This window comes from Ensifer sp. GW821-FHT05G01, assembly GCF_059419585.1.
Window position 1 is genome coordinate 164,451 of sequence record NZ_JBWKSC010000015.1, and the last position, 15,166, is coordinate 179,616.

Genomic DNA, 15,166 nt, shown 5'->3' on the forward strand with positions numbered 1-15,166 from the left:
TGCGTTGCACAGTCGACAAGACGGCGCCGCTTGCCCTTCGACGCGACGGGTTCTTTTAAAAACCTGTCGCGCACTTGCTCGCCGCCTCGTCGTCGTCTGCCCTTGCAGCTGTCCTGTATCTATCAAACTGGAAAAGGCAAACCGTAGCGCTCCCTGACTGTTCGCTCCTCATATCGGCTGCGATAGACACCGCGGTCCTGGAGAATAGGGACGACTTTCTCGACGAATTCCTCGATGTCATCAGGTGCCCGTGGCGGCTGAAGCGTGTAGCCGTCGACGGTGCCGTCAGACCAGAGGTCGATGAGGGCGTCCGCCACTTCCTCCGGCGTGCCGAGCAGCAGGCGGTGATGGCCCTCCGAGCGGCGCACCGCCTGTCGCGCCGTCAGCTTTTCGTGTGTCAGCAGATCAAGGAGCCCGAGCCCCATTCCGACCGCCTGAAGCCGGTTGGGGTCGGGCACGAAGCGTTCGGGATTGAGAACCGCATCCGGATCGAAGCCATCCGGATCGATGCCATTCTCCTTGATGAATCTGGCGATGAGCCCGTCCGAAGAGCCGGCGCCGCTGAACAGTTCGTGCTTGCGCAACGCCTCTTCACGGGTCTCGCCGAGGATGACCACGAGGCCGGGCACGATGCGGATGCCGGTCGGATCCCGGCCAAGAGCCGCGGCGCGGCTTTTGACTTTCGCACCGAAAGCCTGGCCGGCCGGGCGGGAGAGGATGTTGCAATAGATGATTTCGCCGTGGCGCGCGGCGAGATCGATGCCACCCTCCGAAGCGCCGGCCTGCGCGATCACTGGATGGCCTTGGGGCCCGCGCGGCACGTTGAGCGGTCCCCTGACGGAGAAATGATCGCCGTCATGGTCGATCGCCCGGGCGCTTGCCGCATCCCAGAACCGGTCGTCCGGGATGCTGCCTTCCCAGGCCGGATCCCAGCTCGCCCAGAGTTTCTTGGTGACATCGAGGAATTCGGACGCCTTGGCGTAGCGCTCGCTGCGGGGCGGCAGCGGTGCCGAGCCGAAGTTGGCGGCAACATTGGGGTTGAAGGACGAGACGATGTTGATGATCAGCCGGCCGCCGGAAATGATGTCCGTCGACTGGGTGCGGCGCGCGAGATTGTAGGGCGAATTGTAGGTGGATGACATCGTCGCGACGAAGCCGATGTCGGGCACCTGCGCGGCCAAGGCGGTACAAAGGATCAGCGGGTCGATCGTATGGAACGGCCGGCTGTTCGGGTCGGTCATCATCGCCGGGTGATCAGAAAAGAACACCGCGTCGAACAGGCCCCTGTGCGCCAGTTCCGTCAGGCGGCGATAGTAGCCGGGATCATAGATGTCGTGGCGGTCGCCGGTGCGGTACTTCCAGGCGGCCGGCAGATAGCCCGTGGTGTTGATGCCGACATTGAGGTTGAGCTTGCGCGTCTTGCGGGGCATGCCGATCACGGTCCTTCAGTAGGCCGCAGTGAAGCGGCGGCCGATGAACTGTCCCTTCTCGAGTTCATCGAGAATGGCGATGGCGAAGTCGGCCTCCGAAATGCGGCTTTCGCCCGTGTCGTCACGCAACAGCCTGTCTTCGCCGAGCCTGAATGTTCCAGTTCTTTCGCCGGCCTTGATCGACAGCGGCGGCGAGACATAGGTCCAGTCGAGATCGTGTTCGCCGCGCTTCAGGCTGCGCAGGATCTCGCGGTTGCGCAGCGTGTGAGCCTTGTGCTCGGCCGGATAGAAATCGCTGTCGACCACATCGACGCCAGGGCTCGCCTCCAGGCTGCCGACGCCGCCGACGATGATGATGCGGCGCACACCCGCCTGCTTGACGCCTGCAAGCAGCGACGCGTGCGCCTCGCGGATCAGCTCGGCGGCGTCCTCCGCGGAATGACGGCGCAGACCCGGACTATAGGCGCTGATGACGGCGTCGTGGCCGGCGACGATGTTTGCGACCTCGCCCGCGTCGGCGATGTCGGCCTTGCGCACGGTGAGACCCTCTTCGGGCTCGATGTCGGTCGACCGGGTGACGGCCGTCACGCGGCGGCCGCGGGAAAGCGCCTCCTTGCGGATGTTGCTGCCGATGTTTCCGGAGGCGCCAAAGACGACGATGGACATGATCAGATCTTTCCTGAGGTTTTTAGAGTGCGGGCACCGACTTCAGCGGACGGTTGGCCCCGACGTTACGTTGCATGGCGGAGAGCGAGGACCGGACGGCCTCATAGCCGTGTACGCGCATGGTGTTTTCATAGTCGTTGACGGCCGCAAGCAGCGGCTTGCCCTGATGCCGCGCGGCAACGAGCTCGCGAACCAGAAGGCCGGTGTCGTAGAGCGCGGTGTTACCGCCGAGCGCGCGGAAATAGGTCATCGCGTGGATCGCATCGCCGAGCAGCGTGACAGGACCCGTCTGCCATTGTGCGCCGGGGGTCGAGCTCTTGACCTTGAGAAATGCCACGGTCGACGGATCGCTGTGACGGATGAGCTTCAGGATGCGTTCGTCCCAATGGCCGATACGTTGAAGCAGCGTCTGCAGCAGGCCCGTACCGTCGAGCTGTTCAAGCACATCGTCCGGGCCAAGCTCGTCGGTGTCGTAGGCCGTGTTCCACCAAGTGTAGCTGGTGGAGTTGTTGAAATGAAAGCCGGGGATGTCGCGATGACCAGGGTCTTCTGCGCCAATAAAGTCGTGCCGGGCATGGGCTGATGGATCGACCCGGTGGCTGGTGATCATCAGACCGCGGCCGTCGCGCGGGCGGATATTGGTGTTGAACTCGGTCAGAAGCGGCGAGATGTCATGGCGTGCGGCCACGTCAAGGCTGATTTTGCCGGCCAGGCGCCGCACACCGGTGTCAATGCTCTTCAGATCGGGCAGCAACTGCCTGCGGACCGCAGAACCCGCACCGTCGGCACCAACCAGGAGATTGGCCCGCACTGCCGATCCGTCCGTGAAATGGGCGACAACCGTGCTATCCGGCAGCGCCTCGTAGCGCTCGAAGTGCTTGCCCGTGTGGAGAATATTATCGAGCCCGGAAAGAAGGATCTGCCGCAGCGTGATCCGGCTCACCGATTTTTCAATATGGGTGTCCTCGGGCTCGCGACTGGCCTGCCCGATATCCTCCAGCCGTTCGAAGCTTTCGTCGAGGATCAGGCTTTCGGTCGGAGCAAGTCCGAGCGTGTCTAGGAACGCTTGAAATAGGTAAGGCGGCAGGTTGGCCTGAAGTGCGTCGATACCGCGTTGGCGGATGCGCATGCGAAAGCCCTGCACATAGTCGGCGCGGACCGGATCGCGTTCGAATACGGCGGTATCGATGCCGTTCTTCTTCAGACCCTGGGCGAGCGCGAGGCCACCCGGGCCGCCGCCGATGATGGCGATATCAACGAAGGGGATGCTCATGGCTATGACTCGGCGAGCGCCGCCTCTGCGGCGACGTGTTCGGAGATGAAGGCTGCGACGCTGCGCGGTGGTCGGCCGAGCAGCGACCTCACGACATCGGTGGTCGTGGCTGCGCGGCCGGCGGCGATCAGCCGGACGAACTGCGCGATTGCACGGTGCTCGAAATCGGCGTCCTGGGATGCCGGCAAAGGAGCCTTATCGACAGCAGAAACCGGTCGCTTCAAGACCGTTGAAAGCAGCTCGGCCACCTGGCGCGCCGTCACGATATCAGGACCGGTGAGATTGAGCGTTCGCCCACTGACGCGTTCGGCCAGAAGCTGATGGACCGCGACGTCGGCGATATCCCGTGCATCGATGTAGCCCACGCCTGCCTCGATCTTGGCCGCCGCTACCGTATTGTTGGCGATTGCGTGACGGATGGTATTGGCGAGCGAAACCTGCATCCAGGCATTCGGCCGAAGCGAAACTGCGACCGCGGGAAGGCTGGCGAGGTGTCGTTCGACGGCGGCGTGCGCGTCGCCCGAGATGGAATTGCCGGGTGGATCGATGGTCCAGTCGGAGCCCGAGATCTTGACGATGCGCTGGACGCCCGCCGCGACGGCGGCGTCAGCGACGCCGATCTGGTCCGTAACGAGCCTGGCGCTTATCGGCGACAAAAGCAGCAGCCTGTTGGCGCCGTGCAGGGCAGCGTCGAGTGACCTGCGATCACCGAAGTCGCCGGCGGCGACGTGCACGCTTTCGCCAAAGAGCTTCCGTGCGACATCGGGCCGGCGCGTGAAGACGCGAACCGGTTGCTTCAGTGCCAACAGTCGTTGGACGATCAATTGGCCCAGTTTGCCGGTCGCACCGGTGACGACGATTGGCGCACCGGTGACAAGAATTGGTGTCGTGCTCATGCGGCCGCCTTCCGTGATGCAGCATCCAGCGGGCGGCGGTCGATCCAGTCATGGACGTCGAAGTCGGCCGGAATGAACCCCCATTCGAGCAGAAACTGCTTGAAGTGGTCGAATGCTGCCACCTGGTCATCGTCCAGGGTCAGCGTGAGGTGGCGATGGACATCTGGGCCGTTCGCAGCCCAGATTGCATCTTCGCCGACGCCGATTTCGTTGGCGATGAAGCGCACGGCGTCTTCCGGGTTCGCATCCGCCCAGTCGGCGACGCGCGCGACCGTTGCGACAAGGCCGGTGACGAGGTCGAAATGTTCGTCGAGAAATTTGAGATCGACGGTCAGCGGCCGCGGCGTGCCGTTGTTGATGCGGATCTTGGCGTCGGGGTGGAAGCCGAATTCCGAGACGACGACGGCGCCGATCTGGTTGGCGAGCACCAGCCCCTCGGCCCCCTTGACGAAGAAGGCATCGATCTTGCCGGCGGCCAGCGCCAGAAGCTCGTCGCCATAGGGGTAGCGACGCTTCAGGCCGAGGAAGGCCGCGTTGCCCCGCTCGATCAGGTTCGCCTCCTTGCTGTCGAGATAGACCAGCTCGACTTCGCCATGATCAAGCTCCGCAAGCGACAGCGCCGAAACGATGCCCTTAAGCGCAGTGGCCCGCTGGAAATCGACGATGGCTTCATTCGGTTTGCGCGGCACGCCGATGCGCCGGCCTTTCAGGTCGGCGCCCTTGGCGATGCCAGAGCCGGGAAGCGCGATGATCGCCTGAAATTCGTCCGTGGTGGTGATGCCAACCACCCGGGTCTGGCGCCCACCCGAGCGTGCCCAGATCGGCGGGATGTTGCCGCCCTGCCGGAAGGAATGGTCCAGCGCATGGGTGAAATGGCTTTCGCGGACGTCCTTGTCCTTGCTGTCGCGGATCGAGTGAACGGCAACACCGGCAGCTTCGAACTGCCGGTCGATCCAACCGAGTTGATGGGCGATCGACAGGGGTGTCGGGGCCGGGCAGCGGGTGTACCAGACGGAGGAGAGGGATGACATCGCGAAGCTCCTAGCTGCGGCCGACAACGGCGAGGCGGGGTTGTTGATGGGTGCGCATGGGCACCGGCTCCAGCGGTTCGGCAGGGGCGGCTGCATGCCGGCTGAGCGCCGCCTTAGCGAGCATCGTTCGGATCAGGTTGTTCTGCGGGGCATGCGCTTTGCCGGACAGGGCGTCGCGATGATGGCGCTCCAGCGGATTGTCGCGGCTGATGCCTGGATTGCCGCCGAGTTCCAGCGCCAGCGTGGTCACGGCAATCGCATTCTCGATGACGGTGTGCTTGACCGCGGCCGCATCCGGACCGAACGATCGGCCGGCGTCGAAATCCTCGGCAATCGAGCGCAGCAACCGGCGATTGACGGTCAGCAGCACCTCGATCTGGCCAAGCCCGTCCTGGATGCGCGGCACGGTCGAAAGCGGTGCACCGAGGCTTGCCGGTGCCCGCGTGGTGGTGAACTCGATCAGCCAGTCACGGGCGCCGCGTGCGGCACCGTCGTAGATTGACGGCACGAGGCTGAAATACCAGGCGCCCATGCGCTCGTCGCGCTTCAGGCCTTCGTTTGCCGGTGCGATATCGAGCACGTCTTCCAGCGGCACGGCGACGTCGTCGAGGATCAGATCGTCGCTGTTGGTGGCGCGCATGCCCGTGGCATTCCAGGTTTTTTCGACCCGGATACCGTCCGCCGATGTCGGCACGAGAAACGACCCGAGCCGCGGCACCGGCTCGTCGGTGACGGCGAGCACGGAAACCCAGCGCAGGAGCGGAATGCCCGTCGCATAGGTTTTGTGGCCGGTGATCCGCCAGTGGTCGCCGACCCGGCGTGCGATCGTCTCCGGCAGCGAACCGTGCGATGGAGAGCCGACGCGTGGTTCGACCTGCGCGGCGTTGATCAGCGCCACGCCGTCGCGGTTGGCCCTGGTCACGCGCTCGACGAGATGTGCCGGCCACTTGCCCGACGTGCGCAGCGAATAGTGCTGGTTGTAGTGCATGGAGAGGACGAGCGCGGTGGACGGCTCGCCACGGGCAATGGCGGAGACGACGACAAGCGCTTCGGTCAACCCGCCGCCGAGGCCGCCGTGTTCCCTCGCGGTCACAAGGCCGAGCAGCCCGGCCTCGTGAAGCGCATCGAAATTGGCGAAGGGAAACTCGCCGGTTTCGTCATAGTGCCGGGCGGTCAGCGCAAAACGCTTTCCCAGTTCCTCAGCCTTTTCGATCGCCAAGGCGATGTCAGTTTCGGCAGTCATCGGTTTCTCCGGTCAGGCAACGGCGCGTGTTTCGAGATCGGCCCAGGGGCGACGGTCGACCCAGGCTTCGATGTCGAAGTTCTGGGCAAGGAAGCCCCATTCATGCAGGAAGTCCTTGTAGTGTCCGATCGCATCGACGAGTTCGGGCTCGAGCCCAATTCCGAGGTGGCGATGCAGGTCCGGGCCGTTGGCGGCTGCGACGACCTCTTCCGATGCCCCGACTTCGCGGGCAACGAAGCGGCGCACCTCATCCGGGTGCGCCTCGGCCCAGGCACTCGCGCGCTTCAGGGTCTCGATCAGCTTCACCACCAGGTCGGGTCGATCCTCCGCCAGCCGCTCGTCGACGGTGAGGATGCGCGGCGAGCCCGAATTGATGCGGATTTTCGGATCCGGGTGGAAGCCGAATTCGGCCACAGTGTGGGTGGCGAAGAGGTTGGCGACGCTGATGCCGGGCGTGCCCTTGACGTAGATGGCATCGACTTCGCCGCGAAGCAGCGCTGCGACCTCCGGGCCATAGGCCTGCCGGTTGCGCAGGCCGTAAAGTTGCGGCCCGTCGCGATTGTCGAGCACCGTGTCTTCAAGCGGGATATCGACGATCTCGACGTCGGTGTGCGTCAGGCCCTCGAGCGACAAAGCGGAGACCAATCCCTTCAGTGCGGTCGCCGCCATGAAGTCGACAATGCCCGGCGGGCGTCGGGCAATGCCGAAGCGACGGCCGACCAGGTCCCGCGTCGTCCTGATTCCCGTACCTGGCAAGGTGATGATCGCCTGGAACTCGTCGGTCCAGGTAATGCCGACGAGTCGTGTCGGATTGCCTTCCGAACGGGCCCGGATCGGCGGGACGTTGCCGCCGTGGCGAAACGAGTAGTCCAGATGATGGTTGAAGTGGCTGGACCGGATCGTCCGGTCCTTGCTGTCGATGATGGAATTGAGGGTGATACCCTCGCTGGCGAAGGCTTCGTCGAGCAGGCCCAGCTGGGTCGCAAGGCCGACCGGGGTCGGCACCGGGCAGCGGGTATACCAGATTTGTGAGATGGCGTTCTTGCGCGTCATGGATCCTCTGCCGTCCTTCACGTTGGTATCAGGAAGCCTTTTTCACTCCGAAGGGACTTTGTAGTGCGCTGTTGCTGCGCGCTCCGAATTTGGAGAAATATCTCCTTCATTCGGCGCCTTATTGCCCTTGTGTGGGAAACTGGTTCCTATATGCCGGGGTTATCGAGTTGAAATTACCAAAACAGGTTTGACAAAGCCTATAGAGTTAGTCAACAATAAAATCATCGGCTTCGGGAAACCGGGTCGATGACACGTTTCGCTTTGTGCGAGTTTCCAACTGAGAGACGACAGGCATGCCGGCTTTGGTCAGAATTGTCAGAACACTGCGACGCACGCTGTTGCAGGCAATTCCGACCCTGCTCGGGATCATCATCCTCAATTTCTTCCTGCTGCAGCTGGCGCCGGGCGACGCTGCCGACGTGCTGGCCGGCGAGGCGGGGTCGGCGACCGAGGAAAGCGTGGCGGCGCTGAGGGCCCGCTTCGGGCTGGACAGTCCGGTGCTGGAGCAGTTGGCGACCTACCTCAACAACCTCGCGCATTTCAGCCTCGGATTTTCGCCGCGCTACGGCATGCCGGTTGCCGACCTGATCGCCCAGCGCCTGCCGGGAACCCTGACGCTGATGGCGGTGGCACTCATCATCGCGATCTTCCTCGGCGTCATCCTCGGATCACTGATGGCGACGTTTGCGGGCCGCATACCCGACCGGCTGCTCTCAGTCTTCTCGCTGCTGTTCTATTCGATCCCGAGCTTCTGGATCGGGCTGATGCTGATCGTTTTCTTCTCGGTCAAGCTCGGCTGGCTGCCAAGCGGCGGCTCGGGCACGATCGGTTCGCGGCTGACGGGCTGGGCCGCTCTGGTAGACGCGGCGCGCTACATGGTGCTGCCGGCAACGTCGCTCGCGCTTTTCTATGTGGCGATCTATGCGCGACTGACGCGAGCCTCGATGCTCGAGGTCAAGAACCAGGACTTCGTTCGCACCGCCTATGCCAAGGGGTTGACGCCGTTCGGCGTGACCGCCCGCCATGTGCTGCGCAACGCGCTGATCCCGATCACCACCATGGCCGGCATGCATATCGGCGGCATGCTCGGCGGCGCCGTCGTGGTCGAGACGGTCTATAGCTGGCCCGGCCTTGGCCGGCTCGCCTTCGAAGCAGTGATGGGCCGCGATTTCACGGTGCTGCTCGGCATCCTCCTGTTGTCTTCGCTTCTCGTCATCCTTGCCAATGCCGCCGTGGACCTCGTTCACGCCTGGCTCGATCCCCGAATTGGAGCACGCTGATGTCCACCACCGGTGTCGGAGCACTCCGCAACATTTCAAGCGCCTATGCACCTGCCACTGAAATTGAGCAGCCTACCGCGGTTGTCGCGACGGAGGGGCCTGCCTGGTCCAACGTCAAGGCGCCGGACGCGCGCTCCCAGCAGAGCGCGACGATCGCGATTACCAACGGGCGCCGGGCGCTGAAGGTCTTCTTCGCCAATCCGAACGCGCTGTTCGGCACCGGTTTCCTCTGTCTCGTCATCGCTGTCGCACTTCTGGCCCCAGTGTTCTTTCCCGAGGACCCGCTTTCGATGGTCGGGCGTCCCTTCTTGTGGCCGGGACAGGATCCGGCCTTTCCGCTTGGCACGGATTCCCTTGGGCGCGATGTGCTCGCCGGCATCCTGCACGGCTCGCGCATTTCCCTGTTCGTGGGCCTGACGGCAACGGCATTGGGATTGACGTTCGGCGTGCTGGTCGGCGCTGTCGCGGGCTATTTCGGCGGCTGGGTCGACGATATCCTGATGCGGCTCGTCGAGATCTTCCAGACGCTGCCGAGCTTCGTGCTTCTGGTCGTTCTGGTGGCCATCGCCCAGCCCTCGGCGACGACGGTGACGCTTGCGATCGCCGTTATCTCCTGGCCGACCGTGGCGCGGCTGACCCGCGCCGAGTTCCGTGCGATCCGCGAGAAGGATTTCGTCATGGCCGCCCGCAGCCTCGGCTACGGCCACGGCCGCATCATTTTCCGCGAAATCCTGCCCAATGCCCTGCCGCCGATCATCGTCACGTCATCGGTGATGGTGGCAACGGCGATCCTGATGGAATCGGCGCTGTCCTTCATGGGGCTCGGCGATCCCAATGTGGTCAGTTGGGGGTCGATGATCGGGACCGGCCGCGAGCTCGTCAGGACCGCCTGGTATCTGACGGCGCTGCCCGGGCTTGCGATTGTCTTCACGGTGCTGGCGCTCAACCTCATCGGCGACGGGTTGAACGACGCGCTCAACCCCCGCTTCTCTGGGGATCGCTGACGATGGCTCCTTTGCTTCAGGTCGAAAACCTCACCATCGGCTTTCCGCGCGCCGAGCCGGTCCGCAACCTCTCCTTTGAAGTGGCTGAAGGCGAGACGCTGGCGATCGTCGGGGAATCGGGCTCGGGAAAATCGCTGACGGCTCTGGCCCTGATGCAGCTCTTGCCGCGGGCGGCAAGAGTGAGCAGTGGCCGTATCACCTTTGACGAACAGGATCTGCTGACACTCGATGCCAGCCAGATGCGGCGCCTGCGCGGGCGCGAGATCGGAATGATCTTCCAGGAGCCGATGACCAGCCTCAACCCGGTGATGACGATCGGCAGGCAAATCTCCGAAGTATTGAAGGTCCACGAGAAACTCTCGGGGCGCGCGGCCCGCGCACGCGCAATCGAGCTGTTGCAGCTGGTGCGCATCCCCGGTGCCGACAAGCGAGTGGATGATTATCCGCACCAGCTGTCCGGCGGTATGCGCCAGCGGGTGATGATCGCGATGGCTGTGGCCTGCCGGCCGAAACTGCTGATCGCCGACGAGCCGACGACGGCCCTCGACGTCACCAACCAGGCGCAGGTGCTCGATCTGCTCGACACGCTCAGGCGCGAGCTGCAGATGGCGGTCGTGCTCATCACCCATGACCTCGGCGTGGTGGCACAATGGGCAGACCGGGTGGTGGTGATGTATGCGGGGCGCAAGGTGGAACAGGCGCTGCCTGACGACCTCTTCAAGGACCCGCTGCATCCCTACACGCGTGGCCTGCTTGCCGCCTCGCCGCGATTGAAGAACGACTTCCATTACCGCGATGGCGCGCTCACCGAAATTCCGGGATCGATCGTTTCGGCCGTCGGCGAAGCGGGCTGTCCCTTCAGGCCGCGCTGCACCCAGGCGCGCGCGAGCTGCGGCCATCACATTCCGCCACTGACCGTGCCGGCGCCCGATCGCCTCGTCGCCTGCCCCTTCACCTCGTCGATCAAGGCCGTGCCCGATGCCGTTGCTCTCCGTTACTGACCTCAAGACCCACTACCAGAGTCGCGACGGGCTGCTGCGCTCTCTCGATGGCGTCGATCTCTTCGTTGAGCGTGGCGAGACGGTTGGGCTAGTCGGCGAAAGCGGTTGCGGCAAGTCGACCCTCGGCAAGACCTTGCTTCGCCTCGTCGATCCGACCGCGGGGCGGATTGAATTCAAGGGCGAGGACATCACGCGCGTCGACCAGCGGCGGCTGAGGAGCGTGCGCAAGTCGATCCAGATGATTTTCCAGGATCCCTTCGCATCGCTCAACCCGCGCCACACGATCGGCGAAATTCTCGAAGCACCGCTGGTGGTTCACAAGGCAGGCGACAGCGCCGAGCGCCGGAGGATCGTCGCCGGCATCGTGTCGAAGGTCGGCTTGCCGGCCGATTCCATCAATCGTTATCCGCACGAATTTTCAGGCGGGCAACGGCAACGGATCGGCATCGCCCGCGCTCTCTTGCTCAATCCTGAGCTGATCGTCTGCGACGAGCCCGTTTCGGCGCTCGACCTGTCGATCCAGGCGCAGATCCTCAATCTCCTGGTCGAGATGAAAAAGGAATTCGGCCTTTCCTACATCTTCATCAGCCACGACCTCTCCGTGGTTCGCTATTTCTGCGACCGGGTGATGGTCATGTATCTCGGCCGGATCGTCGAGAGTGCCGACAACGAGACGCTCTGGTCCGATCCGCGCCATCCCTACACGCGCGCGCTGATGGAGGCGGTGCCCGATCCGTCGCGGCCGCGTCATGCAGCCCCGCTTGGCGGCGATCTGCCGAGCCCCAGCAACATTCCTTCGGGCTGTCGGTTTCACACCCGCTGCCCGCTCGCGACAGACCGCTGCCGCGCCGAAGAACCGGAATTCCGCTCGATTGCACCCGGCCACGAGGTGGCCTGCCATTTTGCGGACAGCATCAACTGAAATGGAGATTTTGAATGGTTGAGTATCGCTATCTCGGGCGCAGTGCCCTGAAAGTGTCGCCGCTGACGCTCGGGTCCATGATGTTCGGTAACCAGACGCCTGATGATGTCGCCTTCCGCATCATCGACAAGGCGCGCGAACAGGGCATCAACTTCATTGACACGGCCGACGTCTATCACGACGGCAAGTCGGAAGAGGTCGTCGGACGTGGCATCAAGGCCCATCGGGATCACTGGGTGCTGGCGACCAAGTTCGTCAATTCGCACAAGAAGGGGCCCAACCTCGGCGGCTATTCGCGCAAGTGGGTCTATCAGACGGTCGAGAACTCGCTGCGCAATCTCGGCACCGACTATATCGACATCCTCTATTTCCACCGCTCCGTCTTCGATGCGCCGCTGGAAGAGCCTGTCCGGGCGATCGCCGACCTGATCAAGGCCGGCAAGCTGCGCTACTTCGGCGTCTCCAACTTCCGCGGCTGGCGCATCGCCGAGATCGCGCAACTGGCCGACGAACTCGGGATCGACAGGCCGGTCGCAAGCCAGCCGCTCTACAACATCGTCAACCGTACGGCGGAAGCCGAGCAACTGCCGGCCGCTGCCGCCTACGGGCTCGGCGTCGTCACTTATAGCCCGCTGGCGCGCGGCGTTCTGACCGGCAAATACAATGTGGGCGAGGCACCTGGCGCCGACACTCGAGCCGGCCGCGGTGACAAGCGCATGCATGATGTCGAGTTCCGCGATGAATCGATCGCGATTGCCAAGCAGATCGCAGCCCACGCCCAGGCCAAGGGCATCGCTGCCGCAGACTTCGCGCTCGCCTGGGTCCTGAACAACCGGCTGGTGACCTCGACCATCGGCGGGCCGCGCACCGAGGAACAGTGGGACGGCTACATCCGTGCGCTGGACGTGAAGATCGATGCCGAGGACGAGGCCCTGGTCGACCGGCTGGTTGCCGCCGGCCACCCGTCGACACCGGGCTTTACCGATCCGGGCCATCCGCTGGAGGGTCGATTCCCGCGCTCGGGCGCTGCGGAGGCAGAGATCATTCCGCTCGCGCGGGCCCAGCGCGTCGCCTGAGGCGGTTTTGCCCGGCAGTCTGTCGAGCCGATTGTGATCGAGACACGAAGCCCGGGATCATCGATCCCGGGCTTTTTGATGTCGGCGTTTACTCTGCCGCTTCGGCTCTTGCCTCTCGCAGGGAGAGCAGGCGTCTGGCGTTGCCGCCGGCGACAAGGCGTGCGTCTTCCTCGCTGAGGCCGGCCTCCGCCAAGCTGTCGTTCAGGCTCCTGCGGTCAATTGCTGCAAGGATCGGCCAGTCCGTTCCGGCCAGCACCCGCTCCGCGCCGAAGAATCCGGTGAGGGTGCGAATGATTGCAGGATCGTGCCCCATCGTGTCGAAATAAATGTTGGGACGCTTGCCGGCCGCACGCTCGGCGCGGCTGTAGATGTCGCCGCGTGCCGCCTGGACGATGGCGCCGAGGCCGAGTGTCGCAAAGATCAGGTGCAGATCCGGGAGTTCGTCGAGCACCGGTGACTGGATCACCGACAGGAAGGCGACGCCGTTCATCAGCCCGCGGCCGAGCGAATTGCCGAGCGTGCCGGCACCGTCGATCAGCACATGCGAATGGGGATGGGCAACCGGGTGGACGAAGACCGGCACCTTGTGGCGCGCGGCAACCTCGAGCGTTGGGCGGACCGCGGGATCGGCGAGGAATTTGCCGTCACGTGCGGAATCGATGACGAGACCGGAAAGCCCGAGTTCGACGATGGCACGCTCGGCTTCGCGAGCGCCTTCCTCGCCTGAGAAGGCGTTGACGACGCCAAAGCCGGCGAGTGTCGAGTGGTCGCGCGAAAGCGTCGCCAGCCAGTCGTTGGCTTCCCGCAAGGCAGAAAGCGGCACTGGCCCTTCGAGGCCGAACAGGCTTTCGATGGTTGCAGTCACGATCGCCAGCGACACGCCGGCGGTCTCGCATTCCTCGACCAGCGCCTGCGGAGTGGTGATCTTGCGATAAATCTCCGGCGTGAAGCTGCCGGCGGGCCTGGCGTGTTTGCCGTCAGGCCTCCAGGCCGGCGGCCAGAGATGCACATGGATGTCGACGATATCGAGGGGCGCGGTCATTCGGCGGCTACCTTTCTGGCTTCGCGTTCGGCAATGCCGGCCTTGACGAGCGGCACCACGTCCCGTCCGTAGGTCACGGTGTCTTCGGTCGGGTAGAAACCCCGCACGAGGAAGTTGGAAACGCCGGCGTCGTAGTAGTCGAGGATGGCGTCTGCCACCTGCTCCGGCGTTCCGACCAACGCGGTCGAATTGCCGCCCGCACCGCTTGCCTCGGCGACCTCGGTCCAAAGCCGCTTGTCGAGCACCTTGCCGCGGCTGGCGGCCTCGCGCAGGCGCACGGAGCCGACATTCGACGGCAGCTTCTCGCCATTGCCGCCGGCCGAACGGGCGACCTGCGATTTTACCTTTTCGAGGATATCGGCGGCCTTGGACCAGGCGGCGTCCTCGGTTTCAGCGACCACGGTGCGGAAGGCGAGGGTGTAGCGGATATCGCCCGCCGCACGGCCGTTGGCGACGGCGGCGGCCCGCACCTTGGCGATCGTCTCCTTCGCGCCGTCGAGTGGTTCGCCCCAGAGCGCATAGATATCGGCATGTTTACCGGCAACCGCGATCGCTGCGTCCGACGAACCGCCAAAGGAGATCGGGATTCGCGGCTTCTGGTATGGCTTGACCTGGCTGAAGGCGCCCTTGAACCTGTAGAAGCGCCCTTCGTGATCAAACGGCTGGTCGCTTTCCCAGACTTTCTTCAACACGGTCAGATATTCGTCGGTGCGGGCATAGCGGGTGTCGTGATCCTCGAAATCGCCGTCGCGGGCCTGGTCGGTGTCGGAACCGCCGGTGATGATGTGCACCCACAGGCGCCCCTCCGAGAACTGGTCGAGCGTTGCGAGTTGGCGGGCGCCGAGCGTGGGTGCCATCAGGCCCGGCCGATGGGCAAGCAGCGCACCGATGTGCTCTGTCTGGGAAAAGACGAAGGCTGCGATCTGGTTGTTGTCGGGCCACTGTGCGAACTGGCCGATCAGCAGCCGGTCGATGCCGGCAGCTTCCGCCGCCTGCACGTGGTTGCGGATATAGGCCTTGTCGATCACAGGGCCGGTGGTGGGCACGATATCGGATCCCTCCCTGTTGGAGGTGTGACCGATGAATTCGGATGGCATGGGAAACTCCTTGAAACGTCGCGCTCAGCGCCTCGCATTAGTCTATTTAATAGGTAGATAATGTCGATTGCGTTTTGCGCGCTGATCTTGGGATGGCTTTTCAAGGGTTCGCCGATGTCGGGATTTTTCGTTCGCTTTCCTTCTGCTTGCGC

The 15,166-nt window shown here is 64.0% G+C and carries 14 protein-coding genes; 5 read left to right on the forward strand and 9 right to left on the reverse strand.

Translation table 11 applies throughout. The features are described from left to right. Positions 1-122: 122 nt before the first annotated feature. Genes AC07UR_RS29495 through AC07UR_RS29525 form a run of 7 tightly spaced genes read right to left on the reverse strand, consistent with a single transcriptional unit; the run spans position 123 to position 7,592 of the window. A complete protein-coding gene (locus AC07UR_RS29495) occupies positions 123-1,430 on the reverse strand; it encodes an NtaA/DmoA family FMN-dependent monooxygenase (RefSeq protein ID WP_209792106.1) in 1,308 nt (435 codons plus the stop codon). Positions 1,431-1,445: 15 nt separating this feature from the next. Beyond that, on the reverse strand, positions 1,446-2,096 hold the full coding sequence (locus tag AC07UR_RS29500; RefSeq protein WP_209792104.1) for an NAD(P)-dependent oxidoreductase: 651 nt from the start codon (positions 2,094-2,096) through the stop codon (positions 1,446-1,448). Positions 2,097-2,118: 22 nt separating this feature from the next. Further along, a complete protein-coding gene (locus AC07UR_RS29505; RefSeq protein ID WP_209792102.1) occupies positions 2,119-3,369 on the reverse strand; it encodes an FAD-dependent oxidoreductase in 1,251 nt (416 codons plus the stop codon). Between the two features lie 2 nt (positions 3,370-3,371). Beyond that, positions 3,372-4,265 carry an NmrA family NAD(P)-binding protein gene (locus tag AC07UR_RS29510; protein WP_209792100.1) on the reverse strand — a complete coding sequence of 298 codons (894 nt, stop codon included), beginning with the start codon at positions 4,263-4,265 and terminating at the stop codon, positions 3,372-3,374. After that, positions 4,262-5,296, reverse strand: a complete 1,035-nt coding sequence (locus AC07UR_RS29515) for an ABC transporter substrate-binding protein (protein ID WP_209792098.1) — start codon at positions 5,294-5,296, stop codon at positions 4,262-4,264. The genes AC07UR_RS29510 and AC07UR_RS29515 overlap by 4 nt, the downstream gene beginning before the upstream one ends. Positions 5,297-5,306: 10 nt before the next feature. Further along, positions 5,307-6,539, reverse strand: a complete 1,233-nt coding sequence (locus tag AC07UR_RS29520; protein WP_209792091.1) for an acyl-CoA dehydrogenase family protein — start codon at positions 6,537-6,539, stop codon at positions 5,307-5,309. A gap of 12 nt (positions 6,540-6,551) precedes the next feature. Beyond that, entirely contained in the window at positions 6,552-7,592 is a 1,041-nt protein-coding gene (locus tag AC07UR_RS29525) for an ABC transporter substrate-binding protein (protein ID WP_173421634.1), read from the reverse strand. Positions 7,593-7,885: 293 nt separating this feature from the next. Here AC07UR_RS29525 and AC07UR_RS29530 point away from each other — a divergent pair, with 293 nt between their 5' ends. The 5 genes from AC07UR_RS29530 to AC07UR_RS29550 are packed head-to-tail and all read left to right on the forward strand — an operon-like array spanning position 7,886 to position 12,875. Continuing rightward, positions 7,886-8,872 carry an ABC transporter permease gene (locus AC07UR_RS29530; RefSeq protein WP_209792089.1) on the forward strand — a complete coding sequence of 329 codons (987 nt, stop codon included), beginning with the start codon at positions 7,886-7,888 and terminating at the stop codon, positions 8,870-8,872. After that, on the forward strand, positions 8,872-9,876 hold the full coding sequence (locus AC07UR_RS29535) for an ABC transporter permease (RefSeq protein ID WP_209792086.1): 1,005 nt from the start codon (positions 8,872-8,874) through the stop codon (positions 9,874-9,876). Before AC07UR_RS29530 ends, AC07UR_RS29535 begins: the two co-directional genes overlap by 1 nt. Positions 9,877-9,878: 2 nt before the next feature. Beyond that, positions 9,879-10,877, forward strand: a complete 999-nt coding sequence (locus AC07UR_RS29540; RefSeq protein WP_209792084.1) for an ABC transporter ATP-binding protein — start codon at positions 9,879-9,881, stop codon at positions 10,875-10,877. Further along, positions 10,855-11,799 carry an ABC transporter ATP-binding protein gene (locus AC07UR_RS29545; RefSeq protein WP_209792082.1) on the forward strand — a complete coding sequence of 315 codons (945 nt, stop codon included), beginning with the start codon at positions 10,855-10,857 and terminating at the stop codon, positions 11,797-11,799. Before AC07UR_RS29540 ends, AC07UR_RS29545 begins: the two co-directional genes overlap by 23 nt. A 14-nt stretch (positions 11,800-11,813) precedes the next feature. After that, positions 11,814-12,875, forward strand: coding sequence for an aldo/keto reductase (locus tag AC07UR_RS29550; RefSeq protein WP_173421639.1), 1,062 nt, complete (start codon positions 11,814-11,816; stop codon positions 12,873-12,875). Between the two features lie 88 nt (positions 12,876-12,963). Here the strand turns inward: AC07UR_RS29550 and AC07UR_RS29555 are convergent, their stop codons facing one another. Further along, positions 12,964-13,917: an amidohydrolase family protein gene (locus tag AC07UR_RS29555; RefSeq protein WP_209792080.1), complete on the reverse strand. Its 954-nt coding sequence runs from the start codon at positions 13,915-13,917 to the stop codon at positions 12,964-12,966. After that, positions 13,914-15,014, reverse strand: a complete 1,101-nt coding sequence (locus AC07UR_RS29560) for an LLM class flavin-dependent oxidoreductase (protein ID WP_209792078.1) — start codon at positions 15,012-15,014, stop codon at positions 13,914-13,916. The genes AC07UR_RS29555 and AC07UR_RS29560 overlap by 4 nt, the downstream gene beginning before the upstream one ends. Between the last annotated feature and the right edge of the window lie 152 nt (positions 15,015-15,166).